Here is a 19,445-nt window from a genome sequence, read left to right on the forward strand (position 1 = left end):
GATGCTTTGATGCCGCCATCGCTGGAAACGGGCACAAAAAATAAACCGCGCCTCTTTGCGCGACGGCTGAACATATGTCCATCAAGTTTATCATGAAAGCCCAAGAAGTCAAGCCCGTAGGGCGCAGACTGATTGAAAAACCCGCCGGCAGAAGCACCGGCGGGCAGTCAAGCACAGAATACAAAACTTAATTTCCCGGTTCGATCAAGGCGTACTTACCATCCGTGCGACGATAAACGACGTTGATCTCCTCCGACTCAGCGTTGCGGAACACGAAGAAATTGTGGTTCAAGAGGTTCATCTGCATGATTGCCTCCTGCACATCCATGGGCTTCACGACGAAGCGCTTCGTCTTCACGAGCGGGAACTCGCCTTCCTCCTCCTGTACGGGAATCGCACCCATCTGCTGCACGGCCTCTTCTTTGAAACCGCCGCCGCGGAAACGCTTGGCAAGGCGCGTCTTCTGCTTGCGGATCTGACGCTCAAGCTTCTCGACGACGAGGTCGATGGAGGTGTACATATCCATCGTGGCCTCCTCGCCCCGGAGCAGAACACCACCCGGGATGGGCACAGTGACTTCGACAATATGGCGTCCTTTGGAAACCGTGAGGAGCACCGAGATTTCGCCCACCTCGTCGAAATACTTCGTGATTTTGCCGACACGCTTCTCGACATAATCCTTGAGCGACGGGGTGATCTCAATGTTTTTCCCTCGTACCGTGAATGTGGCCATAGTGACATGTCCCCTTTCCTGTATCTTCTGCTGTATATATTCTCCCTCCGCTCGCAAAACCCTTCTTTTGGAAAAGAATGTTTCTGAAAATTTTCACGAGGGTCATCCAATGCGTTTTCACTGGCTGACTCCCCGATCCATGTGCCGGCCTTCGATTTCTCTTTCAGCGACTCGTTCCCCTCGTTTGAAAACAAAAGAACCGACTCCAAACGGAGCCGGTCTTTGCCAAACTTCAGAAAACGCGTGGTTCAATCAACGTTCTCTGAGGGAGCACGACATGCTTTCGCGCAGCTTACGCCGTCTTCACGACATTGGAAGCCTGCGGGCCGCGTGCGCCTTCGACGATCTCGAATTCTACGCCCTGACCCTCAGCCAACGTCTTGAACCCATCGCCCTGGATTGCAGAGAAATGGACAAAAACATCATCGCCGTCTTCCCTCTCGATGAAACCATAGCCCTTTTCTGCGCTGAACCATTTGACCTTACCAACCATAGTAATTCCTCCTGTTTCTTGGTGTGTTGCAGAACCGCGCCTGATACTCACGCAATTTCATTATAGACCCTACCATCTAATCTGTCAATCAAATAGGAGGAAATGATTACGAGGACGCCATATTTTTTCTAAGGGAGCGCTGATAAAATGAGGTCGTCCAGATTTGCACAGATGCGCTGTATCTATAGCGGTCAACGTCAGCCAATCATGCGACGCGCTTCGCGCTTGCATTCTTGGGACGTTTTCGCATACGAGCCGTTGCCCAATCGCCTGCGTCCTTCGGACTTGGCTCTTGGACGGCTCAGCAAGGAGACAAACCGCAGGCGTAGCGGTGCTACGTCGAGGATTTGTCGACGACGAGAGGACAGCGCAGATGTGTGAAGATGGGCGGCTGAATTTATCAGCGCTCCCTAAAATCTCAAGCAACGCGCCATCGCCGCGCGCACGATGCTCTCTGGCACATCGTCTCGCACGCAGACCTTGCCGATGCCTTCCATGAGCACCCAGTTGACCTTGCCATCGACCGTCTTCTTGTCGTGGAAGATCGCCGCATAGAGACCTTCGACCGTGCAGCCTTCGGCGAATAGGGGCAGTCCCAACCGCTCTGTCAGACGGCGCACGCGCAGGACGTCAGCCGAGTCAATCATGCCGAGCGCCTCGCTGATGTATGCCGCGCCCAAAGAACCGATGGCGACGGCCTCGCCGTGATTGTAGCGCGCATAGCCCGTTTCCTTCTCGATGGCATGAGCGATGGTGTGCCCGTAGTTCAAAATGCGGCGCAGGCCGCCTTCCTTCTCGTCCTTGGCGACAACCTCCGCCTTGATTTCGCACGAACGCTCGACCATGAAGAGCGCTGCATCATGCGAAAGGCGCAGTGCGTCTGCCGCATGATCTTCGAGAGCGGCGAAGAAATCCGCGTCAAAGATGATGCCATACTTAATGATCTCGCCGAGTCCCGTGCGGATCTCGCGTTCGGGCAAAGTGGCGAATGTCGCGAGATCGGCGAAAACAGCGGCGGGCTGGTAGAAAGCGCCGATGAGATTCTTGCCGAGTCGATGGTTGACGGCGACCTTGCCGCCGACGCTTGAATCGACCTGCGCTAGAAGGCTCGTCGGCAGCTGCACGAAGGGCACGCCGCGCATGTACGCCGCAGCGATGAAGCCCGCAAGGTCGCCGACGACGCCGCCGCCCAAGGCGAATACGGGCGAGCGGCGGTCAAGTCCCAGCTCGATGGCGTGCGTGAAGATGTCGTCGGCAACGACAAGCGACTTCGAGGCTTCGCCTGCGGGCACGAGATGGAGCGCAGGCTCCAATCCTGCCTCGCGCAAAGCTGCCAATGTCCTCTCGCCATAAATCTTCCCGACATTTTCATCGGAGATGACGAGCACCTTGTGTGAGAAATTCTGCGCCTTTACGAAATCGGAGATTTCCGGCAGAAGATTCTCGCCGATAAAGATGTCGTAACTCGCAGCGCCAAGTTCCACGCGCACCTTGTGCATCTCACGCACGAAAAACACCTTCCCTCTTCAAATAGCCGGCGATGTCGTCGACGACCTGCAGCGGCGAAAGATCGCTCGTGTCAACGCTGTAATCCGCGACGTCATAAAGCTCCCTGCGCTCCGCCATGAGGTCTGCCACCGCCTGCCGGCGATCTCCTGCATCCTTCGCATCGAGCACGGGACGATCGCCCACATGAGCCGTGCGTGCGAGCACGGCATCGACAGAGGCCGTCAGGCAGATGATCGCGCCATTCTCCTTAAGCAGCGCCACATTCGCCGCGTCCTTGACCGTGCCGCCGCCCGTCGAAATCACAAGAGCGCGGCGCTTGGCTGTGCGCCTGACCGCCTCCCTTTCCAAAGCGCGGAAAGCCGCCTCACCCTCAGAGGCGAAGATCTCGGGAATCGAGCGCCCAGCCTCTTCCTCGATCATGCGGTCGAGATCGACGAAGGCACGGCCGAGACGCTGTGCAAGCGCACGTCCCGTGCTCGTCTTGCCCGTGCCCATGAAGCCGATCAATACGACGTTCTTCATCTCACGCCTCCTCCGTGCGCTTCTTGTACGCTTCGACATCCGCTTTCATGTCGCGCATATTGTCGCTGTCAAACTTCTCGATGAAGGCTTCGGCGAGCACAAAGGCCGCCATCGCCTCGCCGACGACAGAGGCGGCGGGCACGGCGCAGACGTCGCTGCGCTCCTTCGAGGCAAGCACGGGCGCTTTTTTTTCGATGTCAACGGAATGAAGCGGCTTCATCAGCGTCGGAATCGGCTTCATGACGGCGCGAATGACGATATCTTCGCCGTTCGTCATGCCGCCCTCAAGGCCGCCCGCGCGGTTCGTCCTGCGCACGACGGAGTCGTTCTCGCCCAAGAACATCTCGTCGTGCGCCTCGCTGCCGGGGAGTGCTGCATAGCCGAAGCCTGCGCCGATCTCGACGCCCTTGATGGCCTGGATCGACATCATGGCGGCGGCAAACCGCGCGTCGAGACGCCTGTCCCACTGGATGTGGCTGCCGAGTCCGAGCGGCGCGCCCGCAATGCGCACCTCGAAGATGCCGCCGAGCGTATCGCCCGCCTCTTTCGCCGCGCGAATCTTCTCCTTCATGCGCTCTTCAGCCTCAGCATCAAAGCAGTTGAGTTCCGACGCCGCCTTATGCGCCGCGCCCGTCTCGCGCTTGGCTGCATCGGCGGCGACGCCGCCGATGTCGAGCACGGCGGACTCGACCGTGACGCCGAGTGCGAAAAGCAGCTCCTTCACCACGGCGCCGACAGCGACGCGCATCGCCGTCTCTCTCGCGCTCGCCCGCTCCAAGATGTCGCGGATGTCCTCACGCGCGTACTTCCGAACGCCCGTGAGGTCGGCGTGGCCGGGACGCGCCGCCGTCACCTTCTCGCCGTGCGCCTCGCCGAACGCCGCCATGCGCTCCTGCCAGTTCTGCCAATCGCGGTTCTCGACCGAGAGCGTAATAGGAGAGCCGAGCGTCTCGCCAAAGCGCACGCCCGAGAGAATTCGCACCGTATCCGTTTCGATCTTCATGCGTCCGCCGCGCCCGTAGCCCTGCTGGCGACGCGCCAGGTCACGGTTGATGTTTTCCAATTTCAGCGAAAGCCCCGCCGGAATGCCCTCCAAGATGGCTGTCAAAGACGGGCCGTGCGATTCGCCCGCCGTTAAAAAACGCAATGTGCTCAATATGATTTCCCACTTTCAAAAATACAACCTTCCAACTTTATTTAGTCTACTATGAAAGTCCAAGAAGTCAAGCCCGAAGGGCGCAGACTGATTGGATAACTTTCGTTAAGGGCGGCGCACAATGTCCACGAAGTGGACGTTTGTGCGTGTAGCTTACTATGAAAGTCCAAGAAGTCAAGCCCAAAGGGCGTAGACTGATTGGATAACTTTCGTTAAGGGAGGCGCACAATAGGAAGCGTCCCCTGTGCAACCCCTAAAATATCTGCTGAGGGGACGTTCATTCCTTCTCGGCAAAAATCGAAAGCCGCATCTTCACATGAAGCCTGCCGTCCTCGCTCTTGATCTCCGTGCTCTCCATGCGGACGAAGCGCTCGCTCTTTTCCAAATCCTTCAGGAAGGCGAGCAGATGAAAATAATCGCCGTCGAGCTCCACATCGAGCGGCAGGCGCGAAACGTCGCCTTCCTCTTCGATCTGCCCGGGTGCGACGGCGGCGAGTGTCAGCTTCTCATGCTGCGCTTCGCGCTCCAAAAGCGCGAGGAAATCGCCCTGTCCCATGCGAGCGGGCAGGCGCTTTTCCAACGCAGAGCTGCGTGCGGCACGCGCTTTTGCGCGTTCCGCCCCGTCGCCGTGCGCGTTCATGAAGTTCTGCACGGCGATGAGCGCTTCCTTCTCTTTCGCCGCTTCCTCCTCCAGCCTCGCGATTTCCGCACGCTGCGGCAAAAAGCACAGTTGGAAGAATGCCGCGCAGAGAAGCAGTGCCAGCGCAAAGATTGCCGAGAGAAGCATCTTCGACCGCATTTCTTCATCCTTTCTTGAAAATTCCCTATATCTTCAATTCCAGCGAAAAATAAATGAGCGAGCCTCCCGCCGCTTCCTGCTTGCGCTCCGACTTCTTCAGCACGGGAGCCGCCCGGAAGAAGCCCTTGTCTTCCTCCAACACGCGCACAAAATCCGCCAGAGCGTCGTAGCTCGTCGCCGCGCCCTCAAGCTCGACCGCGTGACCGTCGACGACGCGCAGTCCGCGAATCCAAGCGCCTTCGACCGTGCGCGTGCCGAAGTGCACCAAGAGGCTGCGGCACGGCAAAGCGCCTTTCGACAAGGAAATGAGCTGACGCTCCTTTTGCGCAGCACGTCCATCCTCCTGCGCCTCTTGCTCCATGCGTGCCCTCTCAGCGGAAAGGAGCGCCATCTCGTGCGCATTCTTCTGCACCTCTCCCTGCAGCTCATGGATGCGCCAAGCGTTCCAGCCATAAATCGACGCCATGCAGAAGAAGAAAATGCCCGCAAGCAGGGCGGCCAGCCTGCCGAACGCCCAATCCGCCGGACGCATCGACTCGGGCAGCAGTTCCAAGTGATTTTTCTCTCGCGAAAGAAGTTCCTGCGCCGCCAGAAAAGCAGCCCCATCCTCTTCCTGCGGCAAATCGTCCGCCGCCAAATTCATTCCATCTGCGGCAAAAGTACCCGGCACTTGCCGCCCTGCTCCTGTCGGCAAGAAGCACAGGGACGCAAGGCAGAGTCCCGCATACGAGAAAGCGCGATGAATTTCCCGCGCCTTTTCGCGCGGCAAGGCCGCCAGAACGACCTCCCTCTCGCCCACGCGCCGAAAATCCAGCGAGTACGCCGCCTCCTCATGAGCATCCGGCAAACTCGCGAGCAAGTCCCAGCGCGCGGCCTCGCGCATCTCCCGCTCGGACAAAGGAGGAAACTCCCTGCTGTAGGAAAAGACCTCGTCTTCCGCCAAACAGACGGCGATGCGGCTCTTCTCCCAGCCGCGCTTGGCAAGGGCGACCTGGATGACGCCCGCCGCCGCCTGCCAAAGCGACTCCTTCGCCTCTGTCGGCGGCAAGGGAAGATGCAGCGTCTCTTCCCTGCGTTGAAATTCTTCCGTCAATGCGTTGCTTTCATGTCCTGCAAGACAGGCAAGACAGATTCCGCCATCCGTCAAAGAGACGCCCACTGCCCCGCGCTGCGGCTCGCGCAGCAGCGTACGCATCTTTCTCAGCACGTTTCGCAAAGCATCGCCTCCTCACCTCTCCCAGCGCACGAATGAGAGCCGCGTCCCCTCAAGGCGGTAGAGCGCCGCCGCATACGCACGCTTGCCAGAAATCTCCACTGTCGCCTGCCGCTCGCTCCCCGCCCTCGGCCAGCTTGCCGCCGTCAGCAAATATGCCGCGCCGTCTGGCGTATCTTCTGTCGGCAAACGCTTGGCCGTCACGCGATAGAACGCGTCATTTTTTTCAAAATATCCAGATGCCGCTTCAACCTCTGCTGCCCCAGTTTCCAACGGACGACGCAAATCCGCCTCAGCTTCGAGGCGCACCGCGCCCAGCCGCACACCGCTCCGCGCGGCTTCCAGAAGGCGCGTCGTCTGCACGGCCTCCCGCGCGGCGAGACGGTTGTGCCCGGAGAGCACGAGCAGAGCCACCGTGCCCGCGAGCAGCAGCAGGACGGCGGCGAGGGCGAAGGCGGATGCCATGCCGCATTCATCAAGTCTTGCCACCTTGCGCCTCCTTCTCTTCCTTCTCTTTCGGCGGCAGGCAAATGTCGGTCGAAAACGTCACGCGCTTCTTCGTGCGCCGATTCTCCCCCGTGAGACTCAGGTGCAGAAGCCCTTTGTCCGGCACACATTGAAAATCGACGACGGCCAGATTGCCGAAGACGTTGCTGCCGCCCGTCATGGGCTGCGGCGCGTAGTAGCCATGGTCTTCGCCCGATACCTTCTTGCTGATGTACGGCGGCTGCCCCTTCCTGCCCTCGCGCAGCACATAGTCCGTCGTCGATTTCTTCCCGTTGACATACCGCTCGACGTGGAGTTCATACGGCACGCTGCACTCGATGTGCGTCGCCATCGACGCATCCTGCGCGATGCGCTCAAGCGTCAGGCGCATCTCCTGCTGCAGTTCCCAGTCGCCCAGGAGCACGACATAGCTCTTGAGAAAGAACAGCCATACCGCGAAAAGGCTGACGAGCAGCACGATGTAAACGGGAAAGCTCGTCAAAAACTCCAGCAGCACGTAGCCGCCCTCATCCTTCAAGGCAGAAGCGCGGCTTTCCCGACACGTCCCGCACGATTTCTCCCTCACGGTTCGCCCCCTATCGTCCGCCACCGAGATGCACCGTCCTTTCAAGGGAAAGTTCCTGCACTTCCCCTTTTTCGAGCCATGTCACGCGCACGCTCGCCTGACAAACGGAAGGACTCGCCCCCGGAGCAGAAAGTTTCGGCGTCAAAGTGAAATTCCTGCCATTCGCCTCGGCTTCATGCGGCTGCCGCTCGCCCAACGACGCGCCGCTTCCCTGCGCCCTCGCCTGATGCTCCATCCTTGCCAGCTCGCCTTCTGCCAAGAACATCGCACTCGTTTCCGCCTCGCTGTGAGCCAAGAGGGCGGCAGAGCGCTCCAAAGCCGCGAGAGACGCCACGGCAAAAAGCAGCAGGAAGGCGAGCACGGCGACCTCTGCGGCGAGGAAGCCGCCCTCGTCCAGCCGCTTCATGGCAATCGCCTGCTTTCCGTGCGCACGCGCCCCGCCTCATCGATGATGACGTCGAGCGAATAGTGCGGCGACTGCAGCTCGATCGTGTGCCCCAAGGCGCTCGTCCCGCTCGGATCGCCCGATGAGTCAAACGAATACGTCGCCGCAGGTTGCGCACCCGAACCGCTCGGCACGGCGTAGACGTCTTCGGGAAAGGAATGCGTCAGAACCTCTCCCGCCGCCCACGGCAGAAGGAAGTAATAGCGATGCGCCTCCACGACGAGTTTCGGGCGCAGCCTCCATTCGCCCTTGCCGTCCGCCGTGCGCTCCGTGCGCGAAATCTCCTGCAGATAGCGAAAATCGCTTGCCAGAAGCGCCGCCTCGCGCTCCAAGCGCATGCGCTCCGTCACGCGTACGACAGGCACGGAAAGCGCCGCAACGAGCGCGAGGATGAGGCAGACGACGAGCAATTCCAACAGGGTGAAGCCTTCCTCCTTCATCACAGAAGCCCTCCATAAAAGGCAAGAAGATCGTCGGCAAAAAGCAGGGAAAGAACCGCGCCCAAGGCAAGAAACGGCGCGAAGGCGATGCGTCGCCCGCGCTTTTCACGCCCGAAGAGCAGCAGGCAGAAGGCTGCGAGTCCGCCGCTGAAAAAGGCGAGGAAGAGCGCGAGCGCGACGCCCTCCAAGCCGAGCCAAAGTCCCAGCGCGAAGCCGAGCTTCACATCGCCGCCGCCCATGCCACCGCGAGAAACAAGGCGCAGGAGGTAAAGGAAGCCGCCAGCGAGAAAAGCGGCGAACACGAAGTTTTCCGGCGGCAGAGCGCCTGAAAACAGCGAGAACGCAATGCCGATGATGCCGAACGGCAAAACGAGGCGGTCAAAAACGAGGCCGTGCCGCCAGTCGAGCAGGGAGATGCGCCAGAGAAATGCGAAGAAAAACCAGCGCTGGAAGAACACCATGCCGAAACCGTCCATGCGCCAGAGAAACAACGCCGCACAGAGCGTCCCACCGACGAATGCCGCCTCACCGCAAAACGACAGCGGCTTCACGCGCTGAAAACCGTGCATCGTCAAGTTCCCGACGCTTCTTTCTTTTCCGCCCTGCCGAACGCCTGAAGGGGGTGCTCGTCAAGCGTCGCCTGCAGTTCTCCATCCACTTCCTTCAGCGCGTAACTCGCACCCGCCTGCTGTGCCTCCGTTTCATCGCGCAGAAAATATTTTCCCGATGGCGGCTTCAGTGCGTCGAGATTGACAACATACTCCTTCAGCTGATCCAAAGTCTTCGGATTGACGCCCTTTTCCGCACGATAAAGCCCCACCGCCGTGTTGAGCGTGCTGAGGTCGGCCTGAATCTTCGACGTATTCGCGAGCGTCATCGACTGCGAGAACTTCGGCACGGCGACTGCGGCGAGCACGCCGATGATGCAGATGACGAGGAGCATTTCAAGGAGCGTGAAGCCCTCCTCACCTAAGGGGCGGCTCCTCTTTCGTCCGCTCCTGCATCGGCTCTCGTCCCGCGCCTCGAATGCGCCGGCCATCGCCCCTTGCCGCCCACTCTCCTTCTGCCGTATTTTCTTTTTGAGCAGCATACATCCGTACATACGACATCCCTCCCATCTCAAAATCTTCAACCGTCATACGATGCAATCCTTTTCAATAGCCGTAAGAGCCAATCATCTCCAACAATGGCAGAGCTACTGCAAGTACAACTGTTCCGACGACCGCTCCCAGAAAGAGCACGAGCAGAGGCTCCAACATCGCCTCCATGCGCTCGGCGCGCATCTCGCCCGCAAAACGGCAGAAATCCGCCGCCTTTTCGAGCATTGCCGCAAGCTCGCCCGTATGCTCGCCCGCACGCACAAGCTCCCAGACGAGCGGCGGCACGACGCTGCCCGCCAAGGCTGCGGCCAGCGTGCCGCCGCGCTCGACCTCGCGCCTCGCCCTCGAAAAAAGCGCGACGAGGAAACGGTTCTGCACGACGCCTTCAGAAGCGGCCAGCGCCTCGTGCAGCGCACTGCCGCTTTCCATGAGGACGGCGAGCGTGTCGAAGAGCATCATAAGCTCCAAGTCGAGGCGCAGCCTGCCGAAAAGCGGCAGGCGCAAAAGAAGGCGGTCAGCGAAAAAATGCAGCCGCCTCTCGCGATAGAGAAGCCGAAGCGCCAAGGGGAAAACGAAAAGAGCCGCAAGGACTGCGACGCCGTGCCGCTCGAAGAGACTGCCGATTCCGAGCACGAGGCGCGTCGGCAAGGGCAGCTCCACGGCAAGACCGTCGAGCATGTGGACGAAGTTCGGCAGCACGAAGAGGAAGATGAATGTCACGGCGAACACCGCCGCCAATGCGAGCAGCGCAGGATACACGAGCGCCGTCTGCAATTTCTCCCGCACGCGCCAGCTCTTTTCCTCCTTGTCGGCGAGACGCTTCAACAGAGGCTCCAAACTGCCGCCCGCCTCCCCCGCGCGGACGAGGGAGGAAATCGTCGGCGGGAACACCTCGCCGTGCTGCGCCATCGCCTCGGCGAGCGTCGAGCCATGCGCCATGCGCCGCGCCATATCCGAAAGCATCGCCCGCCTCTTTTGCGGCGCATCCGCCGCGAGGAGCTGCAGGCTCTCGTTCGCGGCAAGTCCCGCCGCAAGCATCAGCGCCAACTCGCGGCAGAACACCATCGCGTACTTCCGATCTGCCGCGCGGCGGCGGGCAAGATGCAGCGCAGACTTTCGCCGCAGAGCCACGGCGAAGAGTCCGTGCGCCTGGATGAGCCGCGCCGCCTCCGTGCGCGTGGCGGCTTCCACCTCGCCTCGCCGCAAGTCTCCCGCTTCCGTCCGCGCCGTATAAGAAAAGGACGCCAAATCGCCGCCTCCCTTCGCGTAAGCCCCCTGTACTAGCGCCCCTCGCCAAAGGCGTCGCCGTCGGCAAGCGCCGCCTCTGCCGCTTCGCGCGTAATCTTGCCCGTGCGAAGCAGTCCCTCGACGGACTGCGCCATCGTCTGCATGCCCTGCGCCCCGCCCGAGAGGATGGCGCCTCGGAGCTGCGCGACCCTGCCCGTGCGAATGAGGTTTCGCACGGCGGGCACGGCGACGAGCGCTTCCGCCGCCAGCACGCGCCCGCCGCCCGCCTGCGGCAGAAGCCGTTGTGAGAAAATGGCGCGAAGCACGAGCGCGAGCTGATGGCGCATCTGCTGCTCCTCGCCCGCGAACATCCCCTCGATGCGAAGGACCGCCTCCGCCGCATCCCTCGTATGAAGCGTCGCCAGAACGAGACATCCCGACTCCGCCGCCTGCAGCGCGATGCGCACCGTTTCGCGCTCGCGCATCTCTCCGATAAGGATCACATCGGGATCTTCTCTCAAAGCATCCCGAAGCCCCGTCGGGAACGACGGAAAATCCCTGCCGAGCGTGCGCTGGCTGATGAAGCAGCACTTCGGCACGAAAGCGTACTCGACGGGATCTTCCAGCGTGATGATGTGCGCGGCGCGGCTTTTGTTCATCTCCTCGATAAATGCCGCAAGCGTCGTCGACTTGCCCGCTCCCGTGCGCCCGCCGACGAGAATCAGCCCGTCTCGCGCCCGAAGAAGCGAAAAAAGCACGGGCGGCACGCCGAGGCTCGAAAGCGCCGGAATCTCTCGCGGCAGGAGGCGCACGGCAATCGCCCAAGAACCGCCCATGCCGTACACATGCGCACGACAGTGCCTCTCTTCGAGCACGAGGGAAAGATCCAGACTCTTCTCCTGCCGCAGACGCTCATGCTCCACCTCGGTCAGAATAGACGCGAGAAAATCCTGCATCTCTGTCTGCGTCAAAGAATCCTCCGATAGCGGCGTCATCTCGCCGTCAAGCCGCAGAAACGGGCGCTGCCCCGCCGCGAGATGCACGTCCGACGCCCCTCGCGCAAAGCCTTCGGCGAAGATGTCCGCCATCCTAGACGCCGCCATCGTCAACCCCTCCGCAATCCCCTCTCGCCACTCCCGAAAAAGTTCCGGAAAAATCCGCTGCGTCCGCCTCGCCGTAGAGCACGCGCACCACCTCCGAAAGGGTCGTCTGGCCTTGCAGCGCCTTTTCTATGCCGTCCTCCGCCAGCGTCCTCATGCCCTGCCGCCCGGCAAGCTCGCGCATCTCCTCAAGCCCCGCTCTATGCACGATCGCCTGCTGCAGAGCCGCGTCGACAACGAGCAGTTCCTGCAGCGCGAGCCGCCCCGAAAAGCCCGTGCCGCCGCAAGATGCGCAGCCTGCCGCTCGCCACAGCCGTCCTGTCGACGACGCCCCCTCGGCCCATGCGGGAAGCGCCTCCTCGGACGGCTCGCGGCAGTGCGGACACAAGCGGCGCACGAGACGCTGCGCGACGACGCCCGTCAGAGCCGCCGCGAGAAGATACGCGGGCACGCCCATGTCGAGCAGACGGAAGACCGCGCCAAGCGCGTCCTTCGTATGCAGCGTCGAAAAGAGCAGATGACCCGTCAGCGCAGCACGCACCGCCATCTCCGCCGTCTCCGCATCGCGGATCTCGCCGAGCACAATCTCGTCGATGTCCGAGCGCAGCATGGCGCGAAGCCCTGCAGCATACGTCATGCCCGTCTTCTTGTTCACCTGGATCTGATTGACGCCCTCGATGCGGTACTCGGGCGGATCCTCGATCGTCATGATGTTGCGTTCGGGCGTATTGATCTCCGAGAGAGCCGCATAGAGCGTCGTCGTCTTGCCCGAATTGACCGGCCCTGTAATCAGAACCATGCCGCCGGGCTGATGGCACAAGCGGCGGAAAATCATCTCATTCTGCACGGAAAATCCGAGATTCCCGACGGAAAGAAGCGCGTGCGAGCGGTTCAAGATGCGAAGAACCGCCTTCTCCCCCGCGAGGAGCGGCAAGGTCGCCAGACGAAGATCGACGGCTTCACCGCCCTCAGGCGGCACGTACGATATGCGCCCGTCCTGCGCCATGCGGCGCTCCACGCTTTCAAGATGTGCCATGACCTTCAATCGCGCAAGCAAAAACGCATGCACCTCCCGGGGGATCGGTGCATGCGTTTCCAATAAACTTCCATCAACACGGTAACGGATGCGGACGGCGCCCTCGAAAGGCTCTATGTGGATATCGCTCGCCCGCAGGCGCAGAGCCTCCGCGATCATGCGATCGACAAACTCCACGACGGGCACGCGTCCCGGCTCTCCCTGCCTCGGCAGAGCACGGCTTGCACTTCCTGTGCGCACGCTCTGTACGAGGCGATGGATCAGCCTCTGATACGAATCCTCTTCTGTCCTCTGCATCTTCGAGCCTCCAAAAGACTGCGGAATCACGGATAAATTCGGTCACCCGTCTTCACACATTCGGGCGACTTCATTGATCAGCGCTTCCTTATCCATGAACATCTTGCTTCGGCTTTCGTGCTGACTTTCTTTATTTTGCTTCTTTGTTTTGTTTCTTTGCGTTACTTCCTTTTTCCTTCCAGTGCCTCGCGCAGGGCGTGCGTCATCACGGAAAAATCCGCCTCTCGTCCCGTCCACAGGCGAAACGCCGCCGCCCCCTGACCCACGAGCATCGCCTCGCCGTTCAGCGTCGGGCAGCCCAGCGACTCCGCACGCTGCAGGAACTGCGTCCTCGCAGGCGTATAGATGATGTCGTAGAAAAACATCCGTTCATGCACTGCCTGCCAAGGGACGGGCGGCATCGCCTGCGTCTGCGGCGCCATGCCGAGCGGCGTCGTATTGACGACGAGATCCGCCTTTCTGACGGCTTCCTCGAACGCCGTCTCGTTCCAGTCGAGAGCACAGACCTCGCCGTACTGCGCAAACTCCTCAGCCAAGGGACGCGCCTTCGGGGCATTTCGCACGCCGAGCGTGACCTCAGCCGCGCCCGAGCGCAGCAAACCGTAGAGCGCCGCGCGTGCTGCGCCGCCCGCGCCCAAGAGCACGACGCGCTTTCCCTCGACGGAAAAGTCGCGTGCCGTAAGCGCACCGAGGAATCCCTCCACATCGGTGTTGAAGCCCTTGAGACGTCCCGCCTCGCACACGACCGTATTGACCGCCCCAATGGCACGCGCCGCTTCATCCACCTCATCCAGCAGAGGCAAGATCGCCGACTTGTGCGGAATCGTCACATTGAAGCCGCGAAACCCCAGCGCACGAAGGCCGCGCACGCCGTCTTCCAGCCTCTCGGGCAGGACGAGCAAGGCGACATAGGCATAATCCAGTCCCGCCGCCCGAATCGCCGCATTCTGCATCGCCGGCGAAAGCGAATGCTCGATCGGCGAGCCGATGACGGCAAGATTTTTTGTCTTCCCTGTAAACATCATTGTACTCTCCTTTATTGTAACAAGCAGCACTTTCTTCCACAATAGGGGATTTATCCTAGAATTTTTAAAATTTTCCTACTATCCGCTTGTCTGCCACTTTTCTGTTCATCGTAATCGTAGCAAGGAAACATCTTTTTGTAAAGAGCGCCTTCCTCCGCATCGCCCTTTGTTGCAAAAAACCTACCGCCATAGTATACTAAATGACATTCAACCCTGCCGTGCCAAAATGCAGGGACATATCCAACAGAAAAGGAGCGCTATGCCATGATAAAAGAAGCCATCCAAAAGATCGTCAGCAAGCACGATCTGACCTACGAAGAAGCTTACTGCGTAATGAACGAAATCATGAGCGGCAAAACGAGTCCGACTGAGAACGCCGCCTACCTCGCCGCACTCTCGACGAAGAGCGCCAAGGCTGAGACGACAGCAGAAATCGCCGGCTCTGCCGCCGCCATGCGCGAGCATGCGCTCGCCGTCGAACATCCTGGTATCGAAGTGCTTGAAATCGTCGGTACGGGCGGCGATCATGCGGGCAGCATCAACATATCGACGACGGCCTCCTTCATCATCGCCGCCGCCGGCATCGCCGTCGCCAAGCACGGCAACCGCGCAGCGTCATCGAAAAGCGGCGCCGCCGACTGCCTCGAAGCCCTCGGCGTCAACATCGACCTCGCGCCCGAAACATGCACAAAGCTTCTCAAGAGCATCGGCCTGTGCTTCATGTTCGCGCAGAAGTATCACACTTCGATGAAATACGTCGGCGCCATCCGCAAGGAACTGGGCATCCGCACCGTATTCAACATTCTCGGCCCCTTGACGAATCCCGCGCGTCCCGAGCGCATGATCCTCGGCGTCTACGATGAATATCTGCTGGAGCCGCTGACCCGCGTGCTCATCGACCTCGGCGTTCAGCGCGGCATGGTCATCTACGGCACGGACTGCCTCGACGAGATCTCCATCAGCGCCCCGACGAGGGTCTCCGAGTTCAAGGACGGCTGGTACAAGACGTATACGATCGCTCCAGAGGACTTCGACCTTGAGCGTGCCGAGAAGACGGCGATCGTCGGCGGCATGGCGAAAGAAAACGCCGCTGTGACGCGTGCTATCCTCACGGGAGTGCAAGGCGCGAAGACCGACATCGTGCTTTTGAATGCCGGCGCCGCCATCTACATCGGCGGCAAGGCCGACTCCATCAAGGAAGGCGTCGAAAAAGCCCGCGCGCTCATTGAGAGCGGTGCGGCAGAGAAGAAACTGCAGGAATTCATCGAACAGTCGAACGCCTGAGGACAGCCCCCAAGCCGCAATCTTGGGGGCTTCTTCATTCCTTTTCCGTCGCCATTTATATTAATATAAATTATTGATATGTTACATTTTCATAAAAACGATGTATAATGAAAAGCACATAAGATTCACAATGTTCCCCACAAACTTTTCTGGAAAGGCGGTATGAATCATGACGGAAAAGGCAGCGAAACCACGCATCGTCATCTTGGGCGGCGGCATTGCAGGCATACGCGCGGCGCGAAAGCTCGCGAACGAGGCGGTCGATGTCCTCATCATCGACCACAACAACTATCAGGTCTTTCAGCCGCTGCTCTATCAGGTGGCGACCTCGATGCTCTCGGCGGACGAGGTCATCTATCCGATCCGCGGCTTCTTCCGCAGCGCTTCGAACGTCAACTTCTTGCTCGCCGAAATCGAGGGAATCGACGCGGCGGCGCAGACCGTGCGCACCGACCAGGGCGAGATCGACTACGATCATCTCATCATCGCGCTCGGCTCGACGCCAAACTTCTTCGGCTCGAAAAGCATCGAGGAAAACTCCCTGCCCTTGAAGACGCTCGTCGACTCCATCGAGATTCGCAGCCACGTCCTCAAGGTCTTCGAAGAAGCCTCGCGTGAAAAGGATGCGGCAAAGCGCAAGGCTCTTCTGACCTTCGTTTTCGTCGGCGCGGGCCCCATCGGCGTCGAAGGATCGGGCGGCCTCTCAGAGCTCATCTACGACGTCTTTCAAAAGGAGTACCATACGATCGACTTCAGCGAGGTCGAAATCCATCTCATCGGCGCAGATCCCGGTGTCCTCATGATGATGCCTGAGAAGCTGCGCGACGAGACCGTGCGCGTGCTTGAAAAGAAAAAGGTCGCCGTGCAGTGCTCGATGATGGTCACGGACTACGACGGCGAAACGCTTCGCTACAAGCCCTTCAGCGCTCCCAAGGACGCGCCGCTGCAGGAAATCAAGACGCGCACCGTCGTCTGGGCGGCGGGCGTGCGCCCCGTCGACTGCCTCGACGGACTTGACGTGCAAAAAGACCGCGGCCGCCGCATCATCGTCGATGACACAATGCACGCCATAGGCTTCGAGAACGTCTACGCCGCCGGCGACTGCTCAAGCTTCACGCCACCGGGCGAAGAACGCCCACTGCCGACGCTCGCGCCCGTCGCGCTCGCTGAAGGCGACGTCGCCGCCGCCAACATCCTGCACAAGCTCAAGGGCGAGCCGCTTGAGCATCTCGACTACAAGAGCAAGGGCGTCATGGCGATCATCGGCAACAGCGAGGCCGTCATGTCTGCAGGCCCTCTCGTCGGCAGAGGCTTCCTCGCGTGGTCGGCATGGCTTTGGATTCACCTCCTGACGAAGGCGGGCTTCCATGCCAACGTCTCCGTCACGTTCAAATGGTTCTTCAACTACCTCTTCGGCACGCGTCTCGGACGCATGATCACACGCTAACCCTCATGACTCGCACACAGCCCGCCAAGGCGCAAAGCCTTGGCGGGCTGTTTTGTCAACACAAGGATATCGGTACAATCAAATTCTCCTCTTCGAGTATAATAGAATTTTATTTGGTCCGAAAACAGGATACCGGCAAGGAATTCACTTCAAGCCATGGATACATTAAGAACTCTGTCCGATATACGATCCTTTTCCCGTATGCTATAATAAACGAAAATTATCGTATACTATTCATACCAGTTTTCTCTCTTCCTGCTCCCCACAGGAGACAGGCATTACGAAAGGATGTGAGGCGAATGAACACACCCCGCGCGCGCCAACAGTTGTGCGCCCTCCTATTCATCATCGTCAGCCTCCTCGCACTTGCTGGCTCATCTGCCGACGCTGCCGTGCTTCCCAAGCCCTCGCAGCGCGAATACATCGTCGACACGGCAGGCATCGTTTCAGCAGAGGATCGCACACAGATCGAGAAGATCGGCGAAGAGCTGCGCGAAAAGACGAAGGCGGAAATCGTCGTCGTGACCGTCGCCACCTTGGACGGCACAGACATCGAATCGTACGCAAACGAGCTGTTTCGCAGCTGGGGCATCGGCGATGCGAAGCAAAGCAACGGAGTCCTTCTGCTCATCGCCAAAGATGATCGCAAGTTCCGCATCGAAGTCGGCTACGGGCTTGAAGGTGAAATCACGGACGGCAGAGCGGGCGAGATCCTCGACAAGATGAAGCCGTACTTTCGCGATGAGAAGTACTCCGAGGGCGTGCTCAATGCCTATCAGAAGCTCGCCGCCTACGCCTACCGTGCTGCAGGAGTCGCACCGGGCGCTGATGTGAGCGAGACGCTTGAAGAATCGTCCACGCATGAAGAAGAGGAACCGAGCATCCTGATGAATGTCTTCATCTTCTTCCTTGCCATCGTCGGCATGATCCTGCTCGGTGTCATCCTGAACTGGCTTCTCGGCCTCCTCAACCAAGCGCTCGGCCCTGGCGGCGGCTCCTCGAGCGGCGATTACGGCGGCGGCTACAGCGGCGGCTCTTCCGGCGGCAGTTCCTCGCGCGGCGGCTACGGCGGCGGCTCTTCCGGCGGCGGCGGCGCATCAGACGGCTGGTAAGCTACACGCACAAACGTCCACTTTGTGGACATTGTGCGCCGCCCTTACAGAAGCCTAGCCAATCGGTCTGCGCCTGCGGCTTGACCTCTTGGGGCTTCATGGTGAACCATTCTATATTTGCTCAGTCATTCCATCGGCAGAAACAGAAAGGAGTTTTCAACATGAACAAAGGACTGATCGCGCTCGGCGCTGTCATCGTCGTCATTATCTTCATCCTCGGCGGAGTCTTCTCTCTCTATAACGGGCTGAAAGAGTCGGAGATCAGCGTCGATGCAGCGTACGGACAGGTCGAGAATCAAATGCAGCGGCGCAGCGACCTCATCCCAAACCTCGTCAACACGGTCAAAGGCTATGACGTGCATGAGAAGGCTGTCATTGAGGAAGTCGTCAATGCGCGTGCCAAACTAGCAGGTGCGCAGGGCGTCGAGCAGATCGATGCGGCGAACGCCGAACTCACGGGCGCACTCGGCCGCCTCTTCGCCATCGCCGAGGCATATCCTGACCTCAAGGCAAACACGCAGTACCTCGAACTCATGCGCGAGCTGGCCGGCTCGGAGAACCGCATCGCCGTCGCGCGGCGCGACTACAACGAGGCAGTGCGCGAATACAACGTGCGCATCTCGACCTTCCCCGGCGTATTCTTCGCCGGTTTCATGGGCATGACGAAGAAGCCTCAGTTCCAAGCGAAGGAGGGCGCAGACGCCGTCCCTGAAGTGAAGTTCTAAGAATCACAAAAGCCCCCGCACCTTTCGGCGCGGGGGCTTTACATTTCATGGTGGCGGCACAGAGATTTGAACTCCGGACACTGCGGGTATGAACCGCATGCTCTAGCCAACTGAGCTATGCCGCCGGTGGTGGGCAGGGATGGATTCGAACCATCGTAATCCGAAGATGACAGATTTACAGTCTGTTCCCTTTAACCACTCGGGCACCTACCCATGGACGCCCCGTACAAGACGAAGCATTGTCATTATAGCGACTTTTCTGCAGGCTGTCAAGCGAAAAATCGGTGCAAATTCCCTCTCTCTATGCACGGTAAATCATAGGAAAATCATATTCCGGAAAATTGGACGAAACTTTGGAAGAAACTGCCGTATTTTTATGACACAAAAAAGATTTTGTGCTAAAATGATTTTGATATTCCTTCTCTTGAAGGAGCAGTCTGCATTGGGAGGCAATAACAATGAAAAAAAATTATTATCTGATTCTTGGCTTGGCTGTCGGCATGCTCATCTGCCTTGTGACGGGCACTTTCATGTATCTCCATGTCTTTGCCAACGGCCCCGCTAAGATCGTCAACAAGAACATTCATATCTATGTCTCATATCTCCTGACCATCGGCGTCATTTTTCACCTCGCTTGGAACTGGAAGTGGCTTCGCGGCACGACAAAGGAAATATTCGGCGGGAAAGAGCACAAATAACCTCGGCGAATG

At 59.6% G+C, this 19,445-nt stretch carries 22 protein-coding genes and 2 tRNA genes; 5 read left to right on the plus strand and 19 right to left on the minus strand.

Going from position 1 to position 19,445, the window contains the following annotated elements:
• Window positions 1-187 precede the first annotated feature (187 nt).
• The 17 genes from raiA to QZ177_RS06235 form a co-directional block, all read right to left on the minus strand.
• Window positions 188-733 (minus strand): ribosome-associated translation inhibitor RaiA, encoded by a 546-nt coding sequence (gene raiA / locus QZ177_RS06155; RefSeq protein ID WP_006190997.1) that lies wholly within the window; start codon window positions 731-733, stop codon window positions 188-190.
• Between the two features lie 292 nt (window positions 734-1,025).
• A complete protein-coding gene (locus tag QZ177_RS06160) occupies window positions 1,026-1,226 on the minus strand; it encodes a cold shock domain-containing protein (protein ID WP_006190995.1) in 201 nt (66 codons plus the stop codon).
• 410 nt (window positions 1,227-1,636) lie between these two features.
• Complete coding sequence (gene aroB / locus QZ177_RS06165) at window positions 1,637-2,725, minus strand: 3-dehydroquinate synthase (RefSeq protein WP_294176151.1); 1,089 nt, start codon at window positions 2,723-2,725, stop codon at window positions 1,637-1,639.
• A 1-nt stretch (window position 2,726) separates the two neighbouring features.
• On the minus strand, window positions 2,727-3,257 hold the full coding sequence (locus tag QZ177_RS06170) for a shikimate kinase (RefSeq protein WP_265070253.1): 531 nt from the start codon (window positions 3,255-3,257) through the stop codon (window positions 2,727-2,729).
• A 1-nt stretch (window position 3,258) separates the two neighbouring features.
• A complete protein-coding gene (aroC, locus tag QZ177_RS06175) occupies window positions 3,259-4,413 on the minus strand; it encodes a chorismate synthase (RefSeq protein ID WP_294176061.1) in 1,155 nt (384 codons plus the stop codon).
• A gap of 277 nt (window positions 4,414-4,690) precedes the next feature.
• Window positions 4,691-5,212, minus strand: coding sequence for a type 4a pilus biogenesis protein PilO (pilO, locus tag QZ177_RS06180; RefSeq protein ID WP_294176063.1), 522 nt, complete (start codon window positions 5,210-5,212; stop codon window positions 4,691-4,693).
• Window positions 5,213-5,237: 25 nt separating this feature from the next.
• Window positions 5,238-6,419 carry a PilN domain-containing protein gene (locus tag QZ177_RS06185; protein ID WP_294176155.1) on the minus strand — a complete coding sequence of 394 codons (1,182 nt, stop codon included), beginning with the start codon at window positions 6,417-6,419 and terminating at the stop codon, window positions 5,238-5,240.
• 21 nt (window positions 6,420-6,440) lie between these two features.
• Window positions 6,441-6,914 carry a transcriptional regulator gene (locus tag QZ177_RS06190; protein WP_294176065.1) on the minus strand — a complete coding sequence of 158 codons (474 nt, stop codon included), beginning with the start codon at window positions 6,912-6,914 and terminating at the stop codon, window positions 6,441-6,443.
• Window positions 6,901-7,497 carry a hypothetical protein gene (locus QZ177_RS06195; RefSeq protein ID WP_294176067.1) on the minus strand — a complete coding sequence of 199 codons (597 nt, stop codon included), beginning with the start codon at window positions 7,495-7,497 and terminating at the stop codon, window positions 6,901-6,903. Before QZ177_RS06195 ends, QZ177_RS06190 begins: the two co-directional genes overlap by 14 nt.
• A 10-nt stretch (window positions 7,498-7,507) precedes the next feature.
• Window positions 7,508-7,903, minus strand: coding sequence for a TolQ protein (locus QZ177_RS06200; RefSeq protein ID WP_294176069.1), 396 nt, complete (start codon window positions 7,901-7,903; stop codon window positions 7,508-7,510).
• The gene (locus QZ177_RS06205) at window positions 7,900-8,382 is read right to left on the minus strand and encodes a prepilin-type N-terminal cleavage/methylation domain-containing protein (RefSeq protein ID WP_294176156.1); all 483 of its coding nucleotides are present in this window, start codon (window positions 8,380-8,382) and stop codon (window positions 7,900-7,902) included. Before QZ177_RS06205 ends, QZ177_RS06200 begins: the two co-directional genes overlap by 4 nt.
• Complete coding sequence (locus QZ177_RS06210) at window positions 8,382-8,951, minus strand: A24 family peptidase (RefSeq protein WP_294176073.1); 570 nt, start codon at window positions 8,949-8,951, stop codon at window positions 8,382-8,384. Before QZ177_RS06210 ends, QZ177_RS06205 begins: the two co-directional genes overlap by 1 nt.
• A gap of 2 nt (window positions 8,952-8,953) precedes the next feature.
• Window positions 8,954-9,484 carry a competence type IV pilus major pilin ComGC gene (locus tag QZ177_RS06215; RefSeq protein WP_294176074.1) on the minus strand — a complete coding sequence of 177 codons (531 nt, stop codon included), beginning with the start codon at window positions 9,482-9,484 and terminating at the stop codon, window positions 8,954-8,956.
• A gap of 52 nt (window positions 9,485-9,536) precedes the next feature.
• Window positions 9,537-10,730, minus strand: coding sequence for a type II secretion system F family protein (locus tag QZ177_RS06220; protein WP_294176075.1), 1,194 nt, complete (start codon window positions 10,728-10,730; stop codon window positions 9,537-9,539).
• A 32-nt stretch (window positions 10,731-10,762) separates the two neighbouring features.
• On the minus strand, window positions 10,763-11,812 hold the full coding sequence (locus tag QZ177_RS06225; RefSeq protein ID WP_294176078.1) for a PilT/PilU family type 4a pilus ATPase: 1,050 nt from the start codon (window positions 11,810-11,812) through the stop codon (window positions 10,763-10,765).
• Window positions 11,799-13,142, minus strand: a complete 1,344-nt coding sequence (locus QZ177_RS06230) for a GspE/PulE family protein (protein WP_294176079.1) — start codon at window positions 13,140-13,142, stop codon at window positions 11,799-11,801. The genes QZ177_RS06225 and QZ177_RS06230 overlap by 14 nt, the downstream gene beginning before the upstream one ends.
• Before the next feature lie 161 nt (window positions 13,143-13,303).
• A complete protein-coding gene (locus QZ177_RS06235) occupies window positions 13,304-14,164 on the minus strand; it encodes a shikimate dehydrogenase (protein WP_294176158.1) in 861 nt (286 codons plus the stop codon).
• 267 nt (window positions 14,165-14,431) lie between these two features.
• On the opposite strand from QZ177_RS06235, the gene trpD reads away from it, so the two are divergent.
• The 4 genes from trpD to QZ177_RS06255 all read left to right on the plus strand — a co-directional run bounded on the left by trpD (window position 14,432) and on the right by QZ177_RS06255 (window position 18,735).
• Window positions 14,432-15,451 (plus strand): anthranilate phosphoribosyltransferase, encoded by a 1,020-nt coding sequence (trpD, locus tag QZ177_RS06240; protein ID WP_009646008.1) that lies wholly within the window; start codon window positions 14,432-14,434, stop codon window positions 15,449-15,451.
• Between the two features lie 169 nt (window positions 15,452-15,620).
• Window positions 15,621-16,898 carry an NAD(P)/FAD-dependent oxidoreductase gene (locus tag QZ177_RS06245; RefSeq protein ID WP_009645979.1) on the plus strand — a complete coding sequence of 426 codons (1,278 nt, stop codon included), beginning with the start codon at window positions 15,621-15,623 and terminating at the stop codon, window positions 16,896-16,898.
• Window positions 16,899-17,197: 299 nt separating this feature from the next.
• Window positions 17,198-18,010 carry a YgcG family protein gene (locus QZ177_RS06250; protein WP_037370016.1) on the plus strand — a complete coding sequence of 271 codons (813 nt, stop codon included), beginning with the start codon at window positions 17,198-17,200 and terminating at the stop codon, window positions 18,008-18,010.
• A gap of 161 nt (window positions 18,011-18,171) precedes the next feature.
• On the plus strand, window positions 18,172-18,735 hold the full coding sequence (locus QZ177_RS06255; RefSeq protein WP_009646007.1) for a LemA family protein: 564 nt from the start codon (window positions 18,172-18,174) through the stop codon (window positions 18,733-18,735).
• A gap of 48 nt (window positions 18,736-18,783) precedes the next feature.
• On the opposite strand, the gene QZ177_RS06260 is transcribed toward QZ177_RS06255, so the two are convergent.
• Together QZ177_RS06260 and QZ177_RS06265 are read right to left on the minus strand one after the other, a co-directional pair.
• A tRNA-Met gene (locus QZ177_RS06260) sits at window positions 18,784-18,860 on the minus strand.
• A 2-nt stretch (window positions 18,861-18,862) separates the two neighbouring features.
• Window positions 18,863-18,948: transfer RNA gene (locus tag QZ177_RS06265), tRNA-Tyr, on the minus strand.
• A 245-nt stretch (window positions 18,949-19,193) separates the two neighbouring features.
• Here QZ177_RS06265 and QZ177_RS06270 point away from each other — a divergent pair.
• Window positions 19,194-19,433 (plus strand): DUF4405 domain-containing protein, encoded by a 240-nt coding sequence (locus QZ177_RS06270; protein ID WP_009645983.1) that lies wholly within the window; start codon window positions 19,194-19,196, stop codon window positions 19,431-19,433.
• Window positions 19,434-19,445 lie beyond the last annotated feature (12 nt).

Source organism: uncultured Selenomonas sp. (assembly GCA_905372355.1).
Lineage (GTDB): Bacteria > Bacillota > Negativicutes > Selenomonadales > Selenomonadaceae > Selenomonas.